This window comes from Streptomyces sp. NPDC002088 (genome assembly GCF_040296605.1).
GTDB lineage: Bacteria > Actinomycetota > Actinomycetes > Streptomycetales > Streptomycetaceae > Streptomyces.
Genome location: NZ_JBEOXO010000015.1, coordinates 61,929 through 78,077, shown reverse-complemented (window position 1 = coordinate 78,077; position 16,149 = coordinate 61,929). Strand labels below are relative to the sequence as shown.

At 72.6% G+C, this 16,149-nt stretch carries 15 protein-coding genes; 10 read left to right on the top strand and 5 right to left on the bottom strand.

Annotated features, from left to right (window positions below):
- Window positions 1-581: 581 nt before the first annotated feature.
- Entirely contained in the window at window positions 582-2,150 is a 1,569-nt protein-coding gene (locus tag ABT114_RS28835) for a class I adenylate-forming enzyme family protein (protein WP_351145802.1), read from the top strand.
- 34 nt (window positions 2,151-2,184) lie between these two features.
- Here ABT114_RS28835 and ABT114_RS28830 read toward each other — a convergent pair whose 3' ends face one another.
- From ABT114_RS28830 to ABT114_RS28810, 5 genes are all read right to left on the bottom strand, one after another.
- Window positions 2,185-3,003, bottom strand: a complete 819-nt coding sequence (locus tag ABT114_RS28830) for a maleate cis-trans isomerase family protein (RefSeq protein ID WP_351145801.1) — start codon at window positions 3,001-3,003, stop codon at window positions 2,185-2,187.
- Window positions 3,000-3,857, bottom strand: coding sequence for an alpha/beta fold hydrolase (locus ABT114_RS28825; protein WP_351145800.1), 858 nt, complete (start codon window positions 3,855-3,857; stop codon window positions 3,000-3,002). The genes ABT114_RS28830 and ABT114_RS28825 overlap by 4 nt, the downstream gene beginning before the upstream one ends.
- 83 nt (window positions 3,858-3,940) lie before the next feature.
- A complete protein-coding gene (locus ABT114_RS28820) occupies window positions 3,941-4,756 on the bottom strand; it encodes an alpha/beta fold hydrolase (RefSeq protein ID WP_351145799.1) in 816 nt (271 codons plus the stop codon).
- Between the two features lie 2 nt (window positions 4,757-4,758).
- Window positions 4,759-6,099, bottom strand: coding sequence for an MFS transporter (locus ABT114_RS28815; RefSeq protein ID WP_351145798.1), 1,341 nt, complete (start codon window positions 6,097-6,099; stop codon window positions 4,759-4,761).
- 319 nt (window positions 6,100-6,418) lie between these two features.
- Window positions 6,419-7,114, bottom strand: a complete 696-nt coding sequence (locus tag ABT114_RS28810) for a TetR/AcrR family transcriptional regulator (RefSeq protein ID WP_351145797.1) — start codon at window positions 7,112-7,114, stop codon at window positions 6,419-6,421.
- 187 nt (window positions 7,115-7,301) lie between these two features.
- Here ABT114_RS28810 and ABT114_RS28805 point away from each other — a divergent pair, with 187 nt between their 5' ends.
- From ABT114_RS28805 to ABT114_RS28765, 9 genes are all read left to right on the top strand, one after another.
- Window positions 7,302-8,249, top strand: coding sequence for a PDR/VanB family oxidoreductase (locus ABT114_RS28805; protein WP_351145796.1), 948 nt, complete (start codon window positions 7,302-7,304; stop codon window positions 8,247-8,249).
- Between the two features lie 64 nt (window positions 8,250-8,313).
- Window positions 8,314-9,552 carry a Rieske 2Fe-2S domain-containing protein gene (locus tag ABT114_RS28800; RefSeq protein ID WP_351145795.1) on the top strand — a complete coding sequence of 413 codons (1,239 nt, stop codon included), beginning with the start codon at window positions 8,314-8,316 and terminating at the stop codon, window positions 9,550-9,552.
- A complete protein-coding gene (locus ABT114_RS28795) occupies window positions 9,539-10,399 on the top strand; it encodes an alpha/beta fold hydrolase (RefSeq protein ID WP_351145794.1) in 861 nt (286 codons plus the stop codon). The genes ABT114_RS28800 and ABT114_RS28795 overlap by 14 nt, the downstream gene beginning before the upstream one ends.
- 6 nt (window positions 10,400-10,405) lie before the next feature.
- Window positions 10,406-10,546, top strand: coding sequence for a hypothetical protein (locus ABT114_RS28790; RefSeq protein WP_351145793.1), 141 nt, complete (start codon window positions 10,406-10,408; stop codon window positions 10,544-10,546).
- A complete protein-coding gene (locus tag ABT114_RS28785; RefSeq protein ID WP_351145792.1) occupies window positions 10,543-11,859 on the top strand; it encodes a peptidase dimerization domain-containing protein in 1,317 nt (438 codons plus the stop codon). Before ABT114_RS28790 ends, ABT114_RS28785 begins: the two co-directional genes overlap by 4 nt.
- A complete protein-coding gene (locus ABT114_RS28780; protein WP_351145791.1) occupies window positions 11,856-12,851 on the top strand; it encodes a DODA-type extradiol aromatic ring-opening family dioxygenase in 996 nt (331 codons plus the stop codon). Before ABT114_RS28785 ends, ABT114_RS28780 begins: the two co-directional genes overlap by 4 nt.
- The gene (locus ABT114_RS28775) at window positions 12,848-13,705 is read left to right on the top strand and encodes an alpha/beta fold hydrolase (RefSeq protein ID WP_351145790.1); all 858 of its coding nucleotides are present in this window, start codon (window positions 12,848-12,850) and stop codon (window positions 13,703-13,705) included. Before ABT114_RS28780 ends, ABT114_RS28775 begins: the two co-directional genes overlap by 4 nt.
- Window positions 13,702-14,733, top strand: a complete 1,032-nt coding sequence (locus ABT114_RS28770; protein ID WP_351145789.1) for an LLM class flavin-dependent oxidoreductase — start codon at window positions 13,702-13,704, stop codon at window positions 14,731-14,733. The genes ABT114_RS28775 and ABT114_RS28770 overlap by 4 nt, the downstream gene beginning before the upstream one ends.
- Window positions 14,730-16,142 (top strand): MmgE/PrpD family protein, encoded by a 1,413-nt coding sequence (locus ABT114_RS28765; protein ID WP_351145788.1) that lies wholly within the window; start codon window positions 14,730-14,732, stop codon window positions 16,140-16,142. Before ABT114_RS28770 ends, ABT114_RS28765 begins: the two co-directional genes overlap by 4 nt.
- The last annotated feature ends 7 nt before the right edge of the window (window positions 16,143-16,149 follow it).

Genomic DNA, 16,149 nt, shown 5'->3' with positions numbered 1-16,149 from the left:
TCCGGGGGACGTCGAGCTGGTCAAGCCCTACGGCATGCTCGGCGGTCCGGCCCGCCGCCCGCCCCGCGCTTCGTCTGCCTTGCGGGAAGTCGTCGGCCTGCCGGGCGGTGCCGCTCCGTGCGCCGTCGGCCGGGCGTCCGTGTCCTCACGGGAGCCCGGCGAACAGTCCTCTCACTGTCCCGTCTGGACGCCCAGCCACCGCATTCCCACCCGCCTGGGCCGCACCGGCACCTGGCCACCGCATCGTTCGCCACCGGCCCGGAGGCCTGTTGGAGGCTGCCGGGCCGGCTGCGCCCGCACAGTGAAATCCTCGCAGTGGACACCAAGCGCACCGGGGCCGACGGTGCGGTGGCGGCCTGCTTCCCACTCGTCAGGGGTGTGATGGCGGTCGACCTGGAGGGTCCGGCAACGGACCGCGGCGGAGTGGGAAGCGGCTGGCCGCGTCGACGCGCGCGCAGCCGAACGCGCGGAGCCGGCCATAGCCGGGACCGGTGTTCCGGCGTGATCGAGGCGGCGCGTGGCGAGTTACGCCCGAGCGACGAGATGCCGGGCACGACCGTGGGAGTAGGGACGGAAGACCGATGAGCAAACAAGCCACATCCGAGACGACCCTCGCGAAGAGCCTGGACCGCCACCGGCGGGAGCGACCGCACTATCGCGCCATCACGACGCCGGCGGGCACGCGCACCTACGCCGCGCTTGCGCGCGACGTCGCCCGTATCGCCTGCAGGCTGAAGGAAGAGCACGCCGCTCGCGGATCCCGGATCGCGGTGATCGCGAGAAACGGGCTGCCGTACGTGCAGCTCGTGTATGCCGCCTCCTGGGCGGGAGCGCAACTCGTGTGCGTGAACTGGCGTCTCGAACCCGAGGAGAGCCAGGCCATCCTCAGCGACAGCGCGCCAGTCCTGGTATTCGCGGAGCGAGAGTTCGCCCATCTGGTCGGCCCGCATCGGCACGTCGTATGGCTCGACCGGTCCGAGCACGACCCGGCCGACTTCGAGGACTGGTACGCCACGGGCGACCCGCACACGCCGATCGACCCAGGACAAGGCGCGGAGTCGGTGGCCCTCCTGCTCTACACCACCGGAACCACCGGCCAGCCGAAGGGTGTCCAGCTGGTCGAACGGAACTTCAGCCACATGTGCGAGCAGGCCACGAAGGCCTGGCGCATGCACCCCGAGATGAGGTTCATGGCATGCCTGCCGATGTTCCACGTCAGCGGCATGAGTTCAGTCATGTGTCGTGTGCACATGGGCGGCGAGCTCGTCGTGCCAGCCGGCACCTCTGTCGCCGAGCTGGGCAGGGCCGTCGAGGAGCGTGGTGTCTCCCACACCGTCCTGGTTCCGACCGTGCTGACCCGGCTGGTGGCGGAGAAGGCGGCACAGACCTACGACCTCAGCTCCCTCGAAGTGGTCATCTACGGCTCCGCACCGTCAGGCAGCACGCTCATCGAGAGGGCCATGGAGATGCTGCCTCACACCGGATTCTCGCAAGGCTACGGGCTCACCGAGACCTGTGCCGGCGTCGCCATCGCGCCCATCTGCAAGCACGGGGACGTCGACCGGCATCCCGGCTCGGTCGGGACGGTCCTGGACAACTGCGAGTGCCGCATAGTCGCCCCACTGACAGGCGAGGATGTCGCGTCCGGCGCAGACGGCGAGATCTGGCTGCGCACGCCTCAACTCATGGCCGGCTACCTGAACAAGCCGGAGGAGACTGCTGCGGCGATCTCGCCCGACGGGTGGTTCCGCACCGGTGACATCGGCTGCCGGGACGAGCAGGGGTTCCTCTACATCCGAGACCGCCTCAAGGACGTGATCATCTCGGGAGGAGAGAACATCTACTCGGTCGAGGTCGAGAACGCCATCGCGGCTCATCCAGCCGTCCTCGAGGCGGCGGTTGTCGGCGTACCCGACCCTGCGTGGGGCGAGACCGTCAAGGCCGTCGTGGCGTTGCGCAAGGGCCAGACACTCGACGGCTCAGCACTGCGGGCATGGCTCGACGGACGTCTCGCTCGCTACAAGAGACCGCGGATCATCGAGTTCGTCGACGACCTGCCGAAGACGGGCAGCGGCAAGATTCTGAAGGGTGCGCTGAGAAGCCATCCGCATACCGCTCATGGGGTGGGTGTGGTCGCACAGGGCTCCTGATCGACGATCGCGTGGGCCGCATGACCGCAAGGCCTCATGTCATCTCCGGGCTCAGACGGCGGATCGGCTCCACCAGCTCACCTCCCTCGCGCGTGCCGTCGGGATGGAACGCCTCATACGGGTCGTCGCGCTTGTGGTAGCCCACGCGGCCGGAGAGCAGCGCCCCGTATCCGGCGGGGCGGGCGGGGACATCGAGGGTGCGCAGCAGATGCCACAGCAGTGCCTGGTTGCTGGCCACCACCGGCAGGCCGAGCAGGTCCTCGATCCGTTCCAGCTCCCCGGCCACGCGGATTCCGGCGCAGCTGAGCAGCACCCCGTCGACCGCCGACGGGTCGAGCGTGGCGGCTAGTTCGGTCCAGCGGTCCGGCTCGATCGCGGCCTGCTCGACGGGGGTCGCGCGCGGAATGCTCCGGTGGACGGCGACCTCGATGCCCCGCGTGCTCAGGAACTCCCGTTCCGCCGCGACGACTTCGTCCGGGTACGGCGTCAGCAGCGCGGGGCGGCGGATGCCCGAGGCGGTGAGAGCGGCGAGCACTGCCTCGATGGTGGTGACGGAGCGGATGCCGGTAGCCCGGGTGACCCGCTCGTTGATCCTGTCCGGTCCCACCAGGAGGGTCGCGGCGGTGCAGTTGACCGCGATGGCGCTCACCTCGGCGTCGGCGAGCAGCCGGGCGTGCCGCTCGATGTCCTCGGTCAGCGCCAGGTCGTCGGCGAGGCCGGTGCGGCGGAACGGGAGTCGGGTCGTGACGAACTGGACGCCGTCGGGTGCCATGAGCTGGATCTCGTAGTCGCACAGGCCGCCCGACGGGTAGAGGTGGCCGATCCGGGCGAGGGTGCCGTATCCGAGACTCATCCGGTGCTCGCCCGTCCGGCGGGCACTGCCGTGGCCGTCCCGTCCAGGTGGCCGGTGACCAGGGCTGCGAACCGGTCGGCCTGGTCGACCATCGGGGAGTGCCCGGCACCCGGCATCTCCACCGAGGCAGCGGTGGGGATACCGGCGACGAGCTGGGCCGAGTGCTCGGCGCTGCGTGCGCTGTCCTCGCTGCCCCGCACCACCAGGGTCGGCGCGGTGATCCGGCCGAGGCGCCCGGTGAGGTCGAGGCGCCGTGCGCCGCCGAGGACCGCCGCCAGGTATGCCGGGTCGGTGCGCAGTACGGCCTGGACGTACGTCTCCCAGGTCGCGGCGTCGGGCCGGCCGGTGAACAGCATGCCGACCGTCTCCTCCACGGCGGCCCGGGAAGCGGCCCCGCCGTCGCGGGCCGCCTCGATCCACCGGTCCACGGCGCCCGCGAATCCGGGCAGCGCGCCCGCGGTGCTCGCGCCGGTGCCGACGAGGACGAGGCGTCGTACCCGCTTGGGCAGGGTGGAGGCGATGACCTGGGCGACGATTCCGCCGACCGAGTTGCCGACGACGTCGGCTCGGTTGAGGCCCTCGGCGTCCATCATCGCGGCGACGGCGTCGGCGAGGTACTCGGGTCCGACTGTTGCGGGCCACTGCCCGGCGGCCGGGGAGTAGAAGTCGACGGCGTAGCAGGGGCGGCCGGTGAGTTGCCGGATGGTGGAGGTCCAGAACTGCCAGCAGCCGAACCACGGGTGCAGGAACACCACCGGGGTGCCCGGCGCGGTCTCTCGCGCCACGTGGTAGGTCAGCGAGGTGCCGGGCAGGGGGACGACGCGGGTCGTGGTGGACGGGGCTTGTTCGTGCACCGTGGGTTGCTCCTCGGTCTGTGGATATTCGTGTGCCGTGGGTTGCGTCGCGGTGTGCGGAAGGTGTGCGCAGGGGCCCGGCGTCAGAGGGTCTGCAGGAAGGCCCGCAGCTGGGCGGCGAACAGGTCGGGTCGGTGGTCCACCGCAGGGACGCCGGTGCCGGGCAGGACGGCCGAGCGGGCCCCCGGGATCGCCTCGGTGATTTTGGGGAGGTCGGGGAGGGAGAAGGTGTCGAGTGCGCCGCACAGTGCCAGAGTCGGCGCCTTGACCAGCCCGATGCGGTCCTCCATGCGGTAGCGGTTGACGGCGAGGTGGCCCTCCTCCGCCCGGTCGAGCACGCCCAGCGCGTCCCGCACCAGGCGCTCCAGGAGGTCGGGCCTGTCGGGCGGGTAGTACGGGGCCCGGTTGGCCCACAGGGCACGTAGGTGGGAGCCGTCCGGGGCGGGGTCTACGTGGTCGATGGGCGGGCGGTCCTCGGCGACGGTCTTGCGGCGGGCGGCGTCGACGTAGGGCATCCCGGAGAGCACCAGTGCGTGGACGAGGTCCGGGGCGCGGGCGGCGGTTTCCAGGGCGATGACGGCGCCGGTGTGGTGGCCGACCAGGACGGGCTTTTCCAGGGCCAGGGCGGCGCAGAGGTCGAGGACGGCGTCGGCGAACAGTTCGATGCTGAAGGGCTGCTGGGGCCGGGCGGACGCCCCGAATCCCAGGGTGTCCATGGCGATGGCCCGGAACTCGTCGCCGAGCAGCGGGAGTACGTCGCGGTACTCGTCCCAGGAGCGTGGGGTCTGGTGCAGCAGGAGGACGGGCCGGCCGCTGCCGTACTCGGCGTAGTGGATCTGTCCGTGGCGGGTGTCGGCGTATGCGTGGCGCGGGCTGTGGGGTCGGGCCGTCGGGGGCATGGTCAGACCTCGGTGGTGAGTGCGGTGGCCGGGGACGGTGCCGCACCGGATGCCCGGTCCGGCGGCGTCGCCCCGGCTTCGCGCAGCAGGCATCCCGCCACGACCGACAGCAGGGACACGCCCGCCATGTAGAGGGCTATGGTCGTCCAGCTGCCGGTCGCGTCCATGATCGACGTGGCGACGGCGGGGGCGATGGCGTTGGAGGCGATGAGCCCGATCGTGAACCCGAGGGACATCCCGGTGAAGCGGACGGCCGGCGGGAAGGCCTGCGAGAAGAAGGCGGGCACGGTCGCGTAGTTGGCGGCGTAGCCCACCAGGATCAGCACGTGCCCGATGAGCATCGGCAAGTAGCTGCGGGTGTCGAGCAGCGGGAACCAGACGAACGGCAGCACCATCAGCGAGAGAGCGCCCGCCAGGAACACCCGGCGCACCCCGAGCCGGTCGGCGAGCCGACCGAACAGCGGCAGCGCGACGAGGACGATGGCGATGGCGGGCAGGAGCAGGGTGAGTGTCTCGTCGCGGCCCAGGCCGAGGTGCGTCTTCTCGTACGTCAGGGAATAGACGGAGACCATCGTGAAGGCGGTGCCGGAGGCGAGGATGCCGAAGGCGACGAGGAGGACGGAGCCCAGGTGGCCCTGGAGCACGTCGACGATGGGCCGCCGGCGTACGGCGCCGTCCTCGCGCGCCTCCGCGAAGTCGGGGGTCTCCTCGAGGGCGAGGCGGGCGATCAGCCCGACGACCACGAGTACGCCGCTGAGCAGGAACGGAATCCGCCAGCCCCACGCCTGCATCTGGTCGTCGGGCAGTTGCAGGACCAGCAGGAACACCGCGTTGGCCAGCAGCAGTCCGGCCGTGGCGCCGGTGTTGACCAGGGAGCCGAGCAGTCCGCGTCGGTGCTGCCCCGAGTGTTCCACCGTCATCAGGACGGCACCGCCGTACTCGCCGCCGACCGAGAACCCCTGGAGGAGGCGGGCGACGACCAGCAGGACGGGGGCGGCCACGCCGATCGTGCCGTAGTCCGGCAGCAGCCCGATGAGGAAGGTCGCCGCTCCCATCAGGACCAGGGTGACCACGAGGGTGGTCTTGCGTCCGACGCGGTCGCCGAAGTGGCCGAAGACGATCGCGCCGAGGGGGCGGGCCACGTAGCCGATGGCGAAGCTGCTCAGCGACAGCAGGGTGCCGATGACCGGGTTGGTGGCGGGGAAGAACAGATCGGCGAAGACCAGCGAGGCGGCCAGTCCGTACACCGCGAAGTCGTAGTACTCGATCGTGGTGCCGATCCAGCTCGCGAAAACGGCCTTGGCGGTGCCGCGCGCCGCGGGCGGCCTGGGGGTGTGGGTCATGCGCGTCCTCGGGAAGTGCGGCCGACACGGGTGGTCGGCCGGGGCGAACAGGGACGTCAGCTGATGCGGGGCCAATCGTCTGATGCGGGGACCGATCGTCGTCGAGGTCCCCGGTAAGCGAGACAGCCGGTGTGCCGGACCCTTTCCCGCAAGGCGGGGCTGGGCCGGACGGTGCACGGTCACGCCGTTCGGCCGAGCAACGTGACCGTGCAATGCCCCGTACTTTGTACGGAACACTGCACGCCCGTCAAGAGTCCCTGAACGCCGCGAGGCCGACCGGAACACCGGTCGGCCTCTCGTCACGAACTTTGGACGGGGGTCAGGAACCGCCGCGCGGCAGCAGGCGCAGTGTGCTGTCGATGTACGCCTCAAGACCCGCGCTGAACTCCTCGTTGCTGGACAGAGCAGCGACCTTGTCGGCGTACTCCACCATCACCGGGAACTCGTCCCTGGGGAGCCCCGCGTAGTAGTGGGTGCGCTGCCGGTGGTGCTCGGAGCCCTCGATGTCCGTCATCCGCCCCCAGGGGCGCGGCCGCTGATAGCTGGCGAACCCGATGGCGTAGGTGATGAGGAAGCCGTAGCAGCGCACGGCCAGCGGACCGGGGATGCCCGCGTCGACGAACCGCTGCAGGACCGCCTCCATGGCGCCTTTCAGGGCCGCGGGACTGTCGGTGATGCGCGTGCCGAACAGGCGCGCCACGCTGGGGTGGTCGCGCATCATCTCCAGGAAGGCGTGCCCTACCGCGCGCAGCGTCTCGGCCGGTCCGGCGTCCGGTTCTTCCGGCAGCCGCATGCGCCCCAGCACATGGTCGGCCATCGCGTCGAGGATCTCATCCTTGCCGCGGAAGTAGCCGTACAGCGTCATGGTGCCGATGCCCAGGTCGGCGGCGAGCCGTCGGACGGTGAGCCCGTCCAGGTCGCCCTCGCCATCGGCGATACGGAGAGCGGCCGCGATGATCCGCTCGGCGGTGAGCGGTTCGTCGCGGCGCCGGGACTGCTTCTGCGGGCGCGCCATGGGACTCCTCGGAAAGTGCGCTGCGGGCCTGCGCGTGGCAGCCGGAATCAACGGCCCAGGGCCCCGGCGCCAGCGGCCAGAACACCGTACCGGACAGCGTCCGGATCAGAGCCCGTCGCCGAAAAGGGGGGTTCCCAAGATCTCACGTATCTCGTACCGTACTAAGTACGAACCCGCGGAGGTGACCATGCCCGACAGTGAGAACGGCGTGCTGGAACTGGAGGTCGTCGCACTGCGGCGAGAATCCGACTGCGTCCTGTCCGTCGAACTCGCCGACCCCGAACGGCGCCTGCTGCCCCCCTGGGAGCCAGGCGCCCACATCGACCTCGGCCTGCCGGACCAGGTGCGTCAGTACTCGCTGTGCGGCGACCCGGCACAGCGCCGGCACTACCGCATCGCGGTACTGCGCGAGCCCGCGTCCTCGGGCGGCTCGGCCTACGTCCACGACCGGCTGCGCCCCGGTGAGCTCGTCGAGGTCGGCGGACCCCGCAACCTCTTCCCGCTCACCGACGACGCGAAGTGCCATGTGTTCGTCGCCGGCGGCATCGGCATCACACCCCTGCTGCCGATGATCCGCACGCTGGAGGCCGACGGCCGCGACTGGCGACTGCTGTACGGCGGGCGCTCGCGGCGCTCGATGGCGTTCCTGGCGGAACTCGCGGCGTACGGCGACAAGGTGGAGGTACGGCCGTTCGACGAGAGCGGCCACCTCGACCTCCAGGCCGGTCTCGGTGAGAGCGCCGAGAAGGTCGCGGTGTACTGCTGCGGGCCCGAGCCGCTCATCGCCGCCGCCGAAGAACACTGCTCCACCTGGCCCGACGACGCCCTGCACGTCGAGCGGTTCGCCGCGCCCGCCCGCGCGGACGAGGGTGACCTCGCGGCCTTCGACCTGGTCCTGGAACGGTCGGGGCAGCGGCTCGCGGTGCCCGCCGACTGCTCGGCCCTCGACGTCCTCGACGCGGCCGGGATCGCCGTGCCGAACGCCTGCCGCGACGGCATCTGCGGCTCGTGCGAGACCAAGGTCCTCGGCGGACTCCCGCTCCACCGCGATCTGTTGAGCGATCCCGACCGCACGGACGCCTTCCTGCCGTGTGTGTCCCGGGCACGCGGCGGCGAACTCGTCGTCGACCTGTGAGCCGTACCCCCACTCGTTTCCTGACGCTCCGTCACCACTCTTACTCCCGCCCCCTGGAGGCAGCGTGAGCTCGAGCACCCTTCCGTCCCCCGACGCCGCCCCCCGCCGGGCCCCGCGCGCCCGCGGTGCCGCCGCGGCCAAGGCGTCCGCCCCGGCCGTGCCCGGTCCTCCCGTGCAGGACGGCGCCGACTGGTCGGCGTGGCCGGCCTACGACTCGGCCGAACTGGGCTTCCGCGACTACTGGTACCCGACGATCTGGGCGCACCAGGTCGCCGACAAGCCCGTCCCGATCACCCTGGCCGGCGAGCGGATCGTGCTGGTGCGCGACGGCGACACGGTGCGCGCCCTGCACGACCGGTGTCCCCACCGCGGGGTGCCGCTCTCCCACGGCCGCCGCCAGTACCCCGGCACCATCAGCTGCGCGTACCACGGCTGGACGTTCGGCACCGACGACGGCAAGCTCAAGGCCGTCCTCACCGACGGCCCCGACAGCCCCATCTGCGGCAAGCTGTCGGTGGCGACGTACCCGGTCGAGGTGCGCCTCGGCCTGGTGTGGGTCTACATCGGCGACGTCCCCGAGGGCGAGCAGCCGCCGCCGGTCGAGCGGGAGATCCCCGCCGAGCTGGCCGAGAACACGCTGGCGCTCGGCGGGCGCACCGAAGTCCGCCCGGGCAACTGGCGGTTCGCCGCCGAGAACGGCTTCGACGAGGGCCATGCCAAGTACCTGCACAACACGGCCCTGTGGCGGCTGTTCAAGGTGATGCCCGCCTGGAACGAGACCCGGATCGTCGAGCGCGACGGCTGGCTGATCCGCGTCCAGGACGAGGTGCACTGGGAGGCGGACTTCCCCGGCGTCGGAAAGTTCACCAACAAGCGCTGGTGGAAGCGGATGCCACTGCCCGACCACCCCGGCAAGAACGGCGACGCCGACCCGGTCATCGCCGCCCTCGACATCCCCGGATTCGTCTCGGTGCGGCTGCCCGGACTGCTGCGCGTCGCCTACCCGAAGTTCATCCACTACGAGTGGTACGTCCCCGTCGACGCCGACCATGTGCGCTACGTCCAGTTGATGGTCCGCTTCCGTACGGGTCTTGCCGCGGCGGCGTTCAAGGCCAAGTACCTGGCTGCCTTCCGGTGGCTGTTCCACGGCCAGTTCACCCGGCAGGACGCCTGGATGGTCGACGTGACCGACGCCCCGCCGGAGCGCCTGTACCGGCCGGATCTGTCGATCACCGCCTGGCGCCGGCACGTCGAGCGGAGCAAGCCGGTCGTCCAGCCCACCGAGCGCCGTGTCGGGCACTGACGCCCCGGCAGCCCCGCCCCTGGCGCACGGGTGGGCGGGCGCCACGTCGGGTCCGGTGACCGTCGTGCTGCACGGCGGCGGCCCCGGCTGCCATGCCACCTCCGACTTCGGCGCGGTGCTGGCGGCCCTGCCGCAGCGCCGCTGGCTGTGGGCGGATCTGCCGGGGTACGGCGCCTCGCCCGCGCCCCGCCCCGCACCTGGGGGTGCCGAGGGGGCGGCTGACGCGCTCGCCTTGCTCCTCGACGGGCTCGGGAAGCCTCAAGTCGACGTACTGGCCCAGTCGTTCGGCGGGACGGTCGCACTGCGGCTCGCCGCCGCGCGGCCGGAGCTGATCCGCCGGATCGTGCTCATCGGCAGCCAGCCGTCCGCCGCGCCGGGCGGCACGAGTGGGCTGCGCACCGACCCGCACCTGGCATCCCGGGCACGCGCCGCCTACTACGGGGGCACGGGCCCCACCCCGGCCAAGATGCGGACCCTGCTGGCCGAGCTGGAGTGGTACGACGCCGACGCCATCCCCGAGCCGACCGTACGGGCCCGCTTCGCGGCGAGCACCACGGCCGACGCACTCGCCCGCGCCCACGTCACCGCGCCCACCGCCGACCTGGGCCCGCAGCTCGGCTCCGTCGAGGCTCCGGTGCTGGTGCTGTGGGGCCGCCACGACCCGTTCGCCGGACCCGACTACGCGGCGGCCCTTGCCGATGCGCTGCCCCGCGGCGACCTGACCGTCGTGGGCCGTGCCGCGCACCACCCGCAGGCCGAGCGGCCCGCGCTCGTCGCGGCACTGGCCAACGCGTTCCTCGGCGCCACCCCGTCTCCTCTCATCTCCCCTTCCTCCTCCAGGAGTTGACGCCTCATGGCCTCCCGAACCCGCAGCCGCGCCGCCGTCGTACTCGCCGCCGGTGCCGCTGCCGTCCTCCTCGCCCAGCGCGCGGGCCTCATCGCCCGCCTCGGGCGCGGCACCACCGTCCGCACCGTCCGGCCGGGCGCCCGATGAGCCCCCTCAGCGCACAGCAGCGGGCCTGGGTCGACGCCGCCTGGAAACTCATCGAGCCGCAGCGGCTCACCGAACTCGTCGTCGGCATGGTCAACATCCCCAGCCCCACCGGCGAGGAGGCGGACCTCGCCCGCTGGCTCACCGGTGTCCTCGCCGAGTCCGGGCTCGACGCCCGCTACCAGCCCATCGACGACCGCCAGGGCAACGCCACCGCCCGCCTGCGCGGCGACGGCACCGGCGAGGACCTTCTCCTCTACGCGCCGATCGACACGCTCACCGTCGGCGACGCCGACGAGGACGTGCCCTGGGTCGGCCCCGACCTGCGGGCCGACATGCGCCCACACGCCGAGGTCCACGGTCACCACGTGCTCGGCCTCGGCGCCAGCAACCCCAAGGGGCACGGCGCGGCCGTCGTCGCCGCGGCGGAGGTGATCGCGCGGGCCGGGATTCCGCTGCGCGGTGATCTGCTGCTCGGGCTCGGTGCGGGCGGCATGCCGACCAACGGGCGCACCACGCGCGGCCTGAACAGGCTCAACACCGGTCAGGGCGTGGGCTGTTCGTTCATGCTGGAGCAGGGCTGGTGGGCCGACCACGCACTGATCGCCAAACCGGGCTGGTCGGTGGCCTGGGAGGAGGTCGGCCTGTGCTGGTTCGAGGTGCGGGTGCGCGGCACGTACACGTACGTCGGCAGCCGGCACCGGATGCCGTACCGCAACGCCATCGCGGGCGCCGCCACCGTCATCGAGGCGCTGGAGCGCTGGTTCCCCCAGTACGCCGAGCGGCACACCGGCGGACTCGTCGCACCGCAAGGCGTGGTGTCGTCGGTGGAGGGCGGCTGGCCGCGGATGGCGGCGGTCACGCCCGCCCTGTGCCGGATCCGCGTCGACCTGCGCACCAGCCCCCGCTCCACCCCGGCCGACGTACGCCGGGAGTTCGCCGCCGCGCTCGACGCGATCCGCGCCGAACACCCTGACCTCGACCTCGACTGGGACATGGTCCTGGCGATCCCCGGCACCCACACCCCCGAGGACGCGCCCGTGGTGGCCGCCGCGAAGGACGCCTGGGAGGAGATCGAGGGGCGCCCGCACGAGGTGATCGTCGCCAACAGCGGTGCCACGGACGCCAACATCCTGCGCTCGCGCGGCCTGCCCGCCGCCCGCATCGGCATGGACCGGATCGGCCCGGACGCGCCGCTGCCGCTGGACTTCCCCTCCGGGATGAACGTCGTCGACATCCGGGAGGCAGTCCGCCTGACCCGGGCCATCGTGCACACCGCCGTCGCCCTGTGCACCCGGGAACGGAGCCGTCGATGAGCGAGATCGTCCTGGGGATCGGGGCCTCCCACTCCACCCTCATGAACACCCACTGGGCCGAGGTCGACCACCTGCCCGCCGCGCACAGCTTCCGCGACGGGCTCGGCGCGGCGCGCGAGGCACTGGCCGCCGCCCGACCGGACGCCGTCGTGGTGATCGGCTCGAACCACTTCCGCGGCATGTTCCTCGACCTGATGCCCGCGTTCACGGTGGGCGTCGGCGAGGTGCACGGCGCCGGGGAGGCGGGCACCCCCGGCGGGCCGCTGCCGGCCGACACGGACCTGGCGCGCGTGGTCGTGGACGGTCTCGTCGGCGACGGCTTCGACCCGGCGTTCTCGCTGCGGCTCACCGTCGACCACGGCATCACGCACTCCTTGCAGCACCTGCTGCCCGCGCTCGACGTACCCGTCGTACCGATCGTGGTCAACATGTTCGCGCCGCCGCTGCCGTCGCTGCGCCGCTGCCATGCGCTCGGCGGCGCGATCGGCGCGGCGATCCGCGGTGACGGCCAGGACGGCAAACGGGTCGCGGTGATCGCCTCCGGCGGGCTCTCGCACCGGCTGCCGTGGCCCAAGTGGTTCGCGGCGCTCTCCGACGACGACCGGTTCCTGGTGGAGGCGTGGCTCAACGGCCGTGATTCCTGGACGACGTACGAGGTGCGCCGGCGGCAGATCATCCGCGCCGCGCGGCCGGACATCAACGAGGAGTTCGACCGCTGGTTCCTCCAGCTCCTCGAAAGCGGCGACCTCACCCCCCTCCTCGACCACACCGACGCCGATCTGGAGAAGGCGGCCGGCAACGGGGCGCAGGAGCTGCGCTCCTGGATCGCCATGACCGCAGCCCTCACCACCCCCGGCGGCCAACCGCCGACCGGCCGCACCCTCGCCTACGGCGCCGTACCCGACTGGCTGACCGGCATGGGCGTCAGCCTCCTCACCCCGCACACCGAAGCCCCGCACACCAACAGCAAGGATCAGGAGACCGCACGATGAGCCTGTGGACACAACTGACCGGCACCAACTACTCCATCTCCCACGACCCGGTGAACGGCGCCCTCACCCGCGTCCTGCGCGCGGGCGAGGCTCCCTCCGGCTCCGGACGCGAGGCGGTGATCCTGCTGCACGGCACCAGCGGCCACCTGGAGGCGTTCGTCCGCAACGTGCCGGTGCTCGCCGAGCGGTACGAGGTGCACGCCCTGGACATGCTGGGCCACGGCTATACCGAGAACCCCGGCGGCGACCTGCGCATCCCCCGCTACGTCCAGCACGTCATCGACTACCTCGACGCTCGCGGCATCCAGCGCGCCCACTTCATCGGCGAGTCACTCGGCGGCTGGGTGTCCGGGCGGCTCGCCGCTGACCACCCCGGCCGGGTCGGCCGGCTGATCCTCGTCGCCCCCGGCGGCACGGTCGCCAACCCGGAGGTCATGGACCGCATCCGCACCAGCACCCGGGCCGCCGTCACCAGCGACGACCGCGCCCTGACCCGGCGCCGCCTCGAACTGCTCATGCACGACCCCTCGAACGTCTCCGACGAACTCGTCGACGTACGCCACGCCATCTACCACCGGCCCGAGTTCGTCGCCGGCATCGACGCCCTGCTGTGCCTGCAGCAGATGGAGAACCGCACCGAGGACCTGCTCACGCCCGAGCAGATGGCCCGCATCCAGGCGCGCACCCTCATCGTCTGGGGCGCGCAGAACCCGTTCGGCGACGTACCCGAGGCACACCGCATGCAGCAGTCGATCCCCGGCTCGGCGCTGGAGATCTTCCCCGAGTGCGGGCACTGGCCGCAGCATGAGCACGCCGAGAAGTTCAACAAGCTGGCACTGGAGTTCCTGGCATGAGGGTCGGGCTGCGGATCCCGCCGTGCGCTCCGGCGGGACGGATCGCCGAGGCGGCCCGGGAGGCCGAGCGGGCGGGCTTCGACGAGGTGTGGTTCCCGGACTCGCAGCTGCTGTGGCGCGACGTGTTCGCCGTCGCCACGGCGGCGGCCGCCGCCACCTCGCACGTCGGCCTCGGCACCGCGGTCACCAACTTCGTGACCCGGCATCCCGCCGTCGTCGCCTCGGCGGCCCGTACGGTCGCCGAGGTCGCGGACGGCCGGTTCGTGCTCGGCGTCGGGGTGGGCGACAGCTCCGTCGGCCCGGTGGGGCTGCGCCCGTCGACGGCGGCCGAACTGCGGGCCCGGCTGACCGTCGTTCGGGCTCTGCTGGCGGGCCGGGCGGTGGATTTCGACGGGGTCACCTCGCGGCTGCGCGACCCGGTCGAGATGCCGGTCAGGCTCGCGGCCAGCGGTCCGCGCAACCTGCGCCTGGCCGGTGAACTGGCCGACGGCGCCATCCTGTTGTCCGGGGTGGCACCGGGCCCGCTGGCCGCCGCCACCGCCAAGGTCCAGGAGGGCGCGGCCGCCGCGGGCCGCGGCCGGGTGCCGATGACCGTGTCGGCGTTCTGCCGGGTCACCGACGACGTGCCGCGCGCCGCACGCGAGCTGAAGCCGATCTGCGCACGGATCGCCCAGAACGGCGGCGCGTCGTTCCTCGCCCTCGCCGGTGTGCACGTCGACGTGCCCGAGCGGCTGACCGGGGTGTACCCGGACCTGGTGCACGCCGAGGACTGGGCGGCGGCAGTGCGGGTGTGCGACCCGTATGTGAGCGACGAGGCCGCCGCCGCGTTCGCTCGGGGGTTCTGTCTGTACGGGACGGCGGCCGACATCGTCGCCCGGCTCGCCGAGGTGCGCGCGGCGGGCGCCGACGCGGTATTCCTGCAGCACGTCGGCTCCTACGACCTGCCGGAGCAGCTCATGGCCGACGTGTCGGGGCAGGTGCTGCCACTGCTGCGCGCCACCGCGGACAGCACACCGGGTGCCGCATGAGCGTGCTCGCCGAGATCGCGGCCCGCTCCCGCGCCGCCGCACAGGACGCCGACGCGCAGGTACTGGCCCTCGCGGGACGGCAGGTCCTGGACACCATGGCCTGCGTGGCGCTCGGCGCCACACATCCGCTACCGGGCCGCTGGCTCGGGCTCCTCGAGCCCGGGCCGCCGGCCAGCGCGCGGGCGGTGGGCGTAGCAGGCCGGTGGAGCCAGGTGACTGCGGTGGAGATCGAGTCGACGCTCGCGCACCTCGACGAGTTCGACCCGCTGCACGGCCCGGCGGCTGTCGCCCCCGGCGCCGCCGTCGTCCCCGCCGCGCTGCTCACCGGCGCGGCCCGGCACGCCTCCGGCGCCGATGTCGCGCGCGCCGTGGTCGCCGGGTACGAGGCCGTCGTCGAGGCCGCCCTGCGCTGCGGCGGGCCCGACCTGTACGCGCGCGGCTGGTGGCCGACGGCCCTGTTCGGCGCCCTCGGGTCGGCCGCCGCGAGCGCACTCCTGCTCGGGCTCGACGAGGCCGACACCACCACGGCCCTGGCGCTGGCCACGGCGCCGCTCGGCGGGCTGCTCAGCGGTGACGACCTCGGCGACGGCCACTACCTGCTGTGCGGGCGAGCCGCCGCCCACGGCGCCTGGTCGGCGCGGGCCGCGCTGGCCGGACTGACCGCGAGCGACACACTCCTCGACGGGCCGGCGGCCGCCGCGTTCGGCCGTACGACCGCACCACCCAGCCCGCAGGGCGCCCCGCACCTGGCCGCGACGACGCTCAAGAGCTGGCCGTGCGCCCGCCCGCTGCACACGGTGCTCGCCGCGCTCGACGATCTCGCAGCCGACGGCGTACACCCCGCACCGGGCGGCACGGTCGAGATCGCTCTGCCGTCGGCGGCACTGCGCTTCGTCACCGACACACGCCGCCCGGCGAGCCCGGTCGACGCCGCCGCCAGCGCCGCGGTGGCCGTCGCGGGTGCCGTCGCGGGCCGCGCGCGCGACCCGCGCTGGTATCGCGCGGCCGGCAGCGGAGGCATCGCCCTGCCGGACATCGCGGTACGGCTGTGCGCGAGCCAGAACCTGGACGGGTTGTTCCCCGCCCGCTGGGGCGCAGACGTCACCGTACGGGCGCCGCACGGCACGCTCAGCGGCCGACGCCGCAGGCTGACCGCACCCGGCGACCCGGCCGCTCCTCTCACCGACGAGGCCGTCCTGGCCAAGGCCGCCACGGTTGCCGGACTGCCGACCGGGGCACCGGTGCTGGAGCGGCTGCTAAACCTCGCCGACGAGCCGGACAGCGCGGTGGTACGGGCCGCGCTGGTCGGCTCGTTGAACGGGCGGACTGCCTGGACTCTGCGCCATCTGGAGCCGACAGCGGCACAACATCTGCCACTGGCTCAGGGGGCAGATGAGCTTGATCCTTAACGTCTGG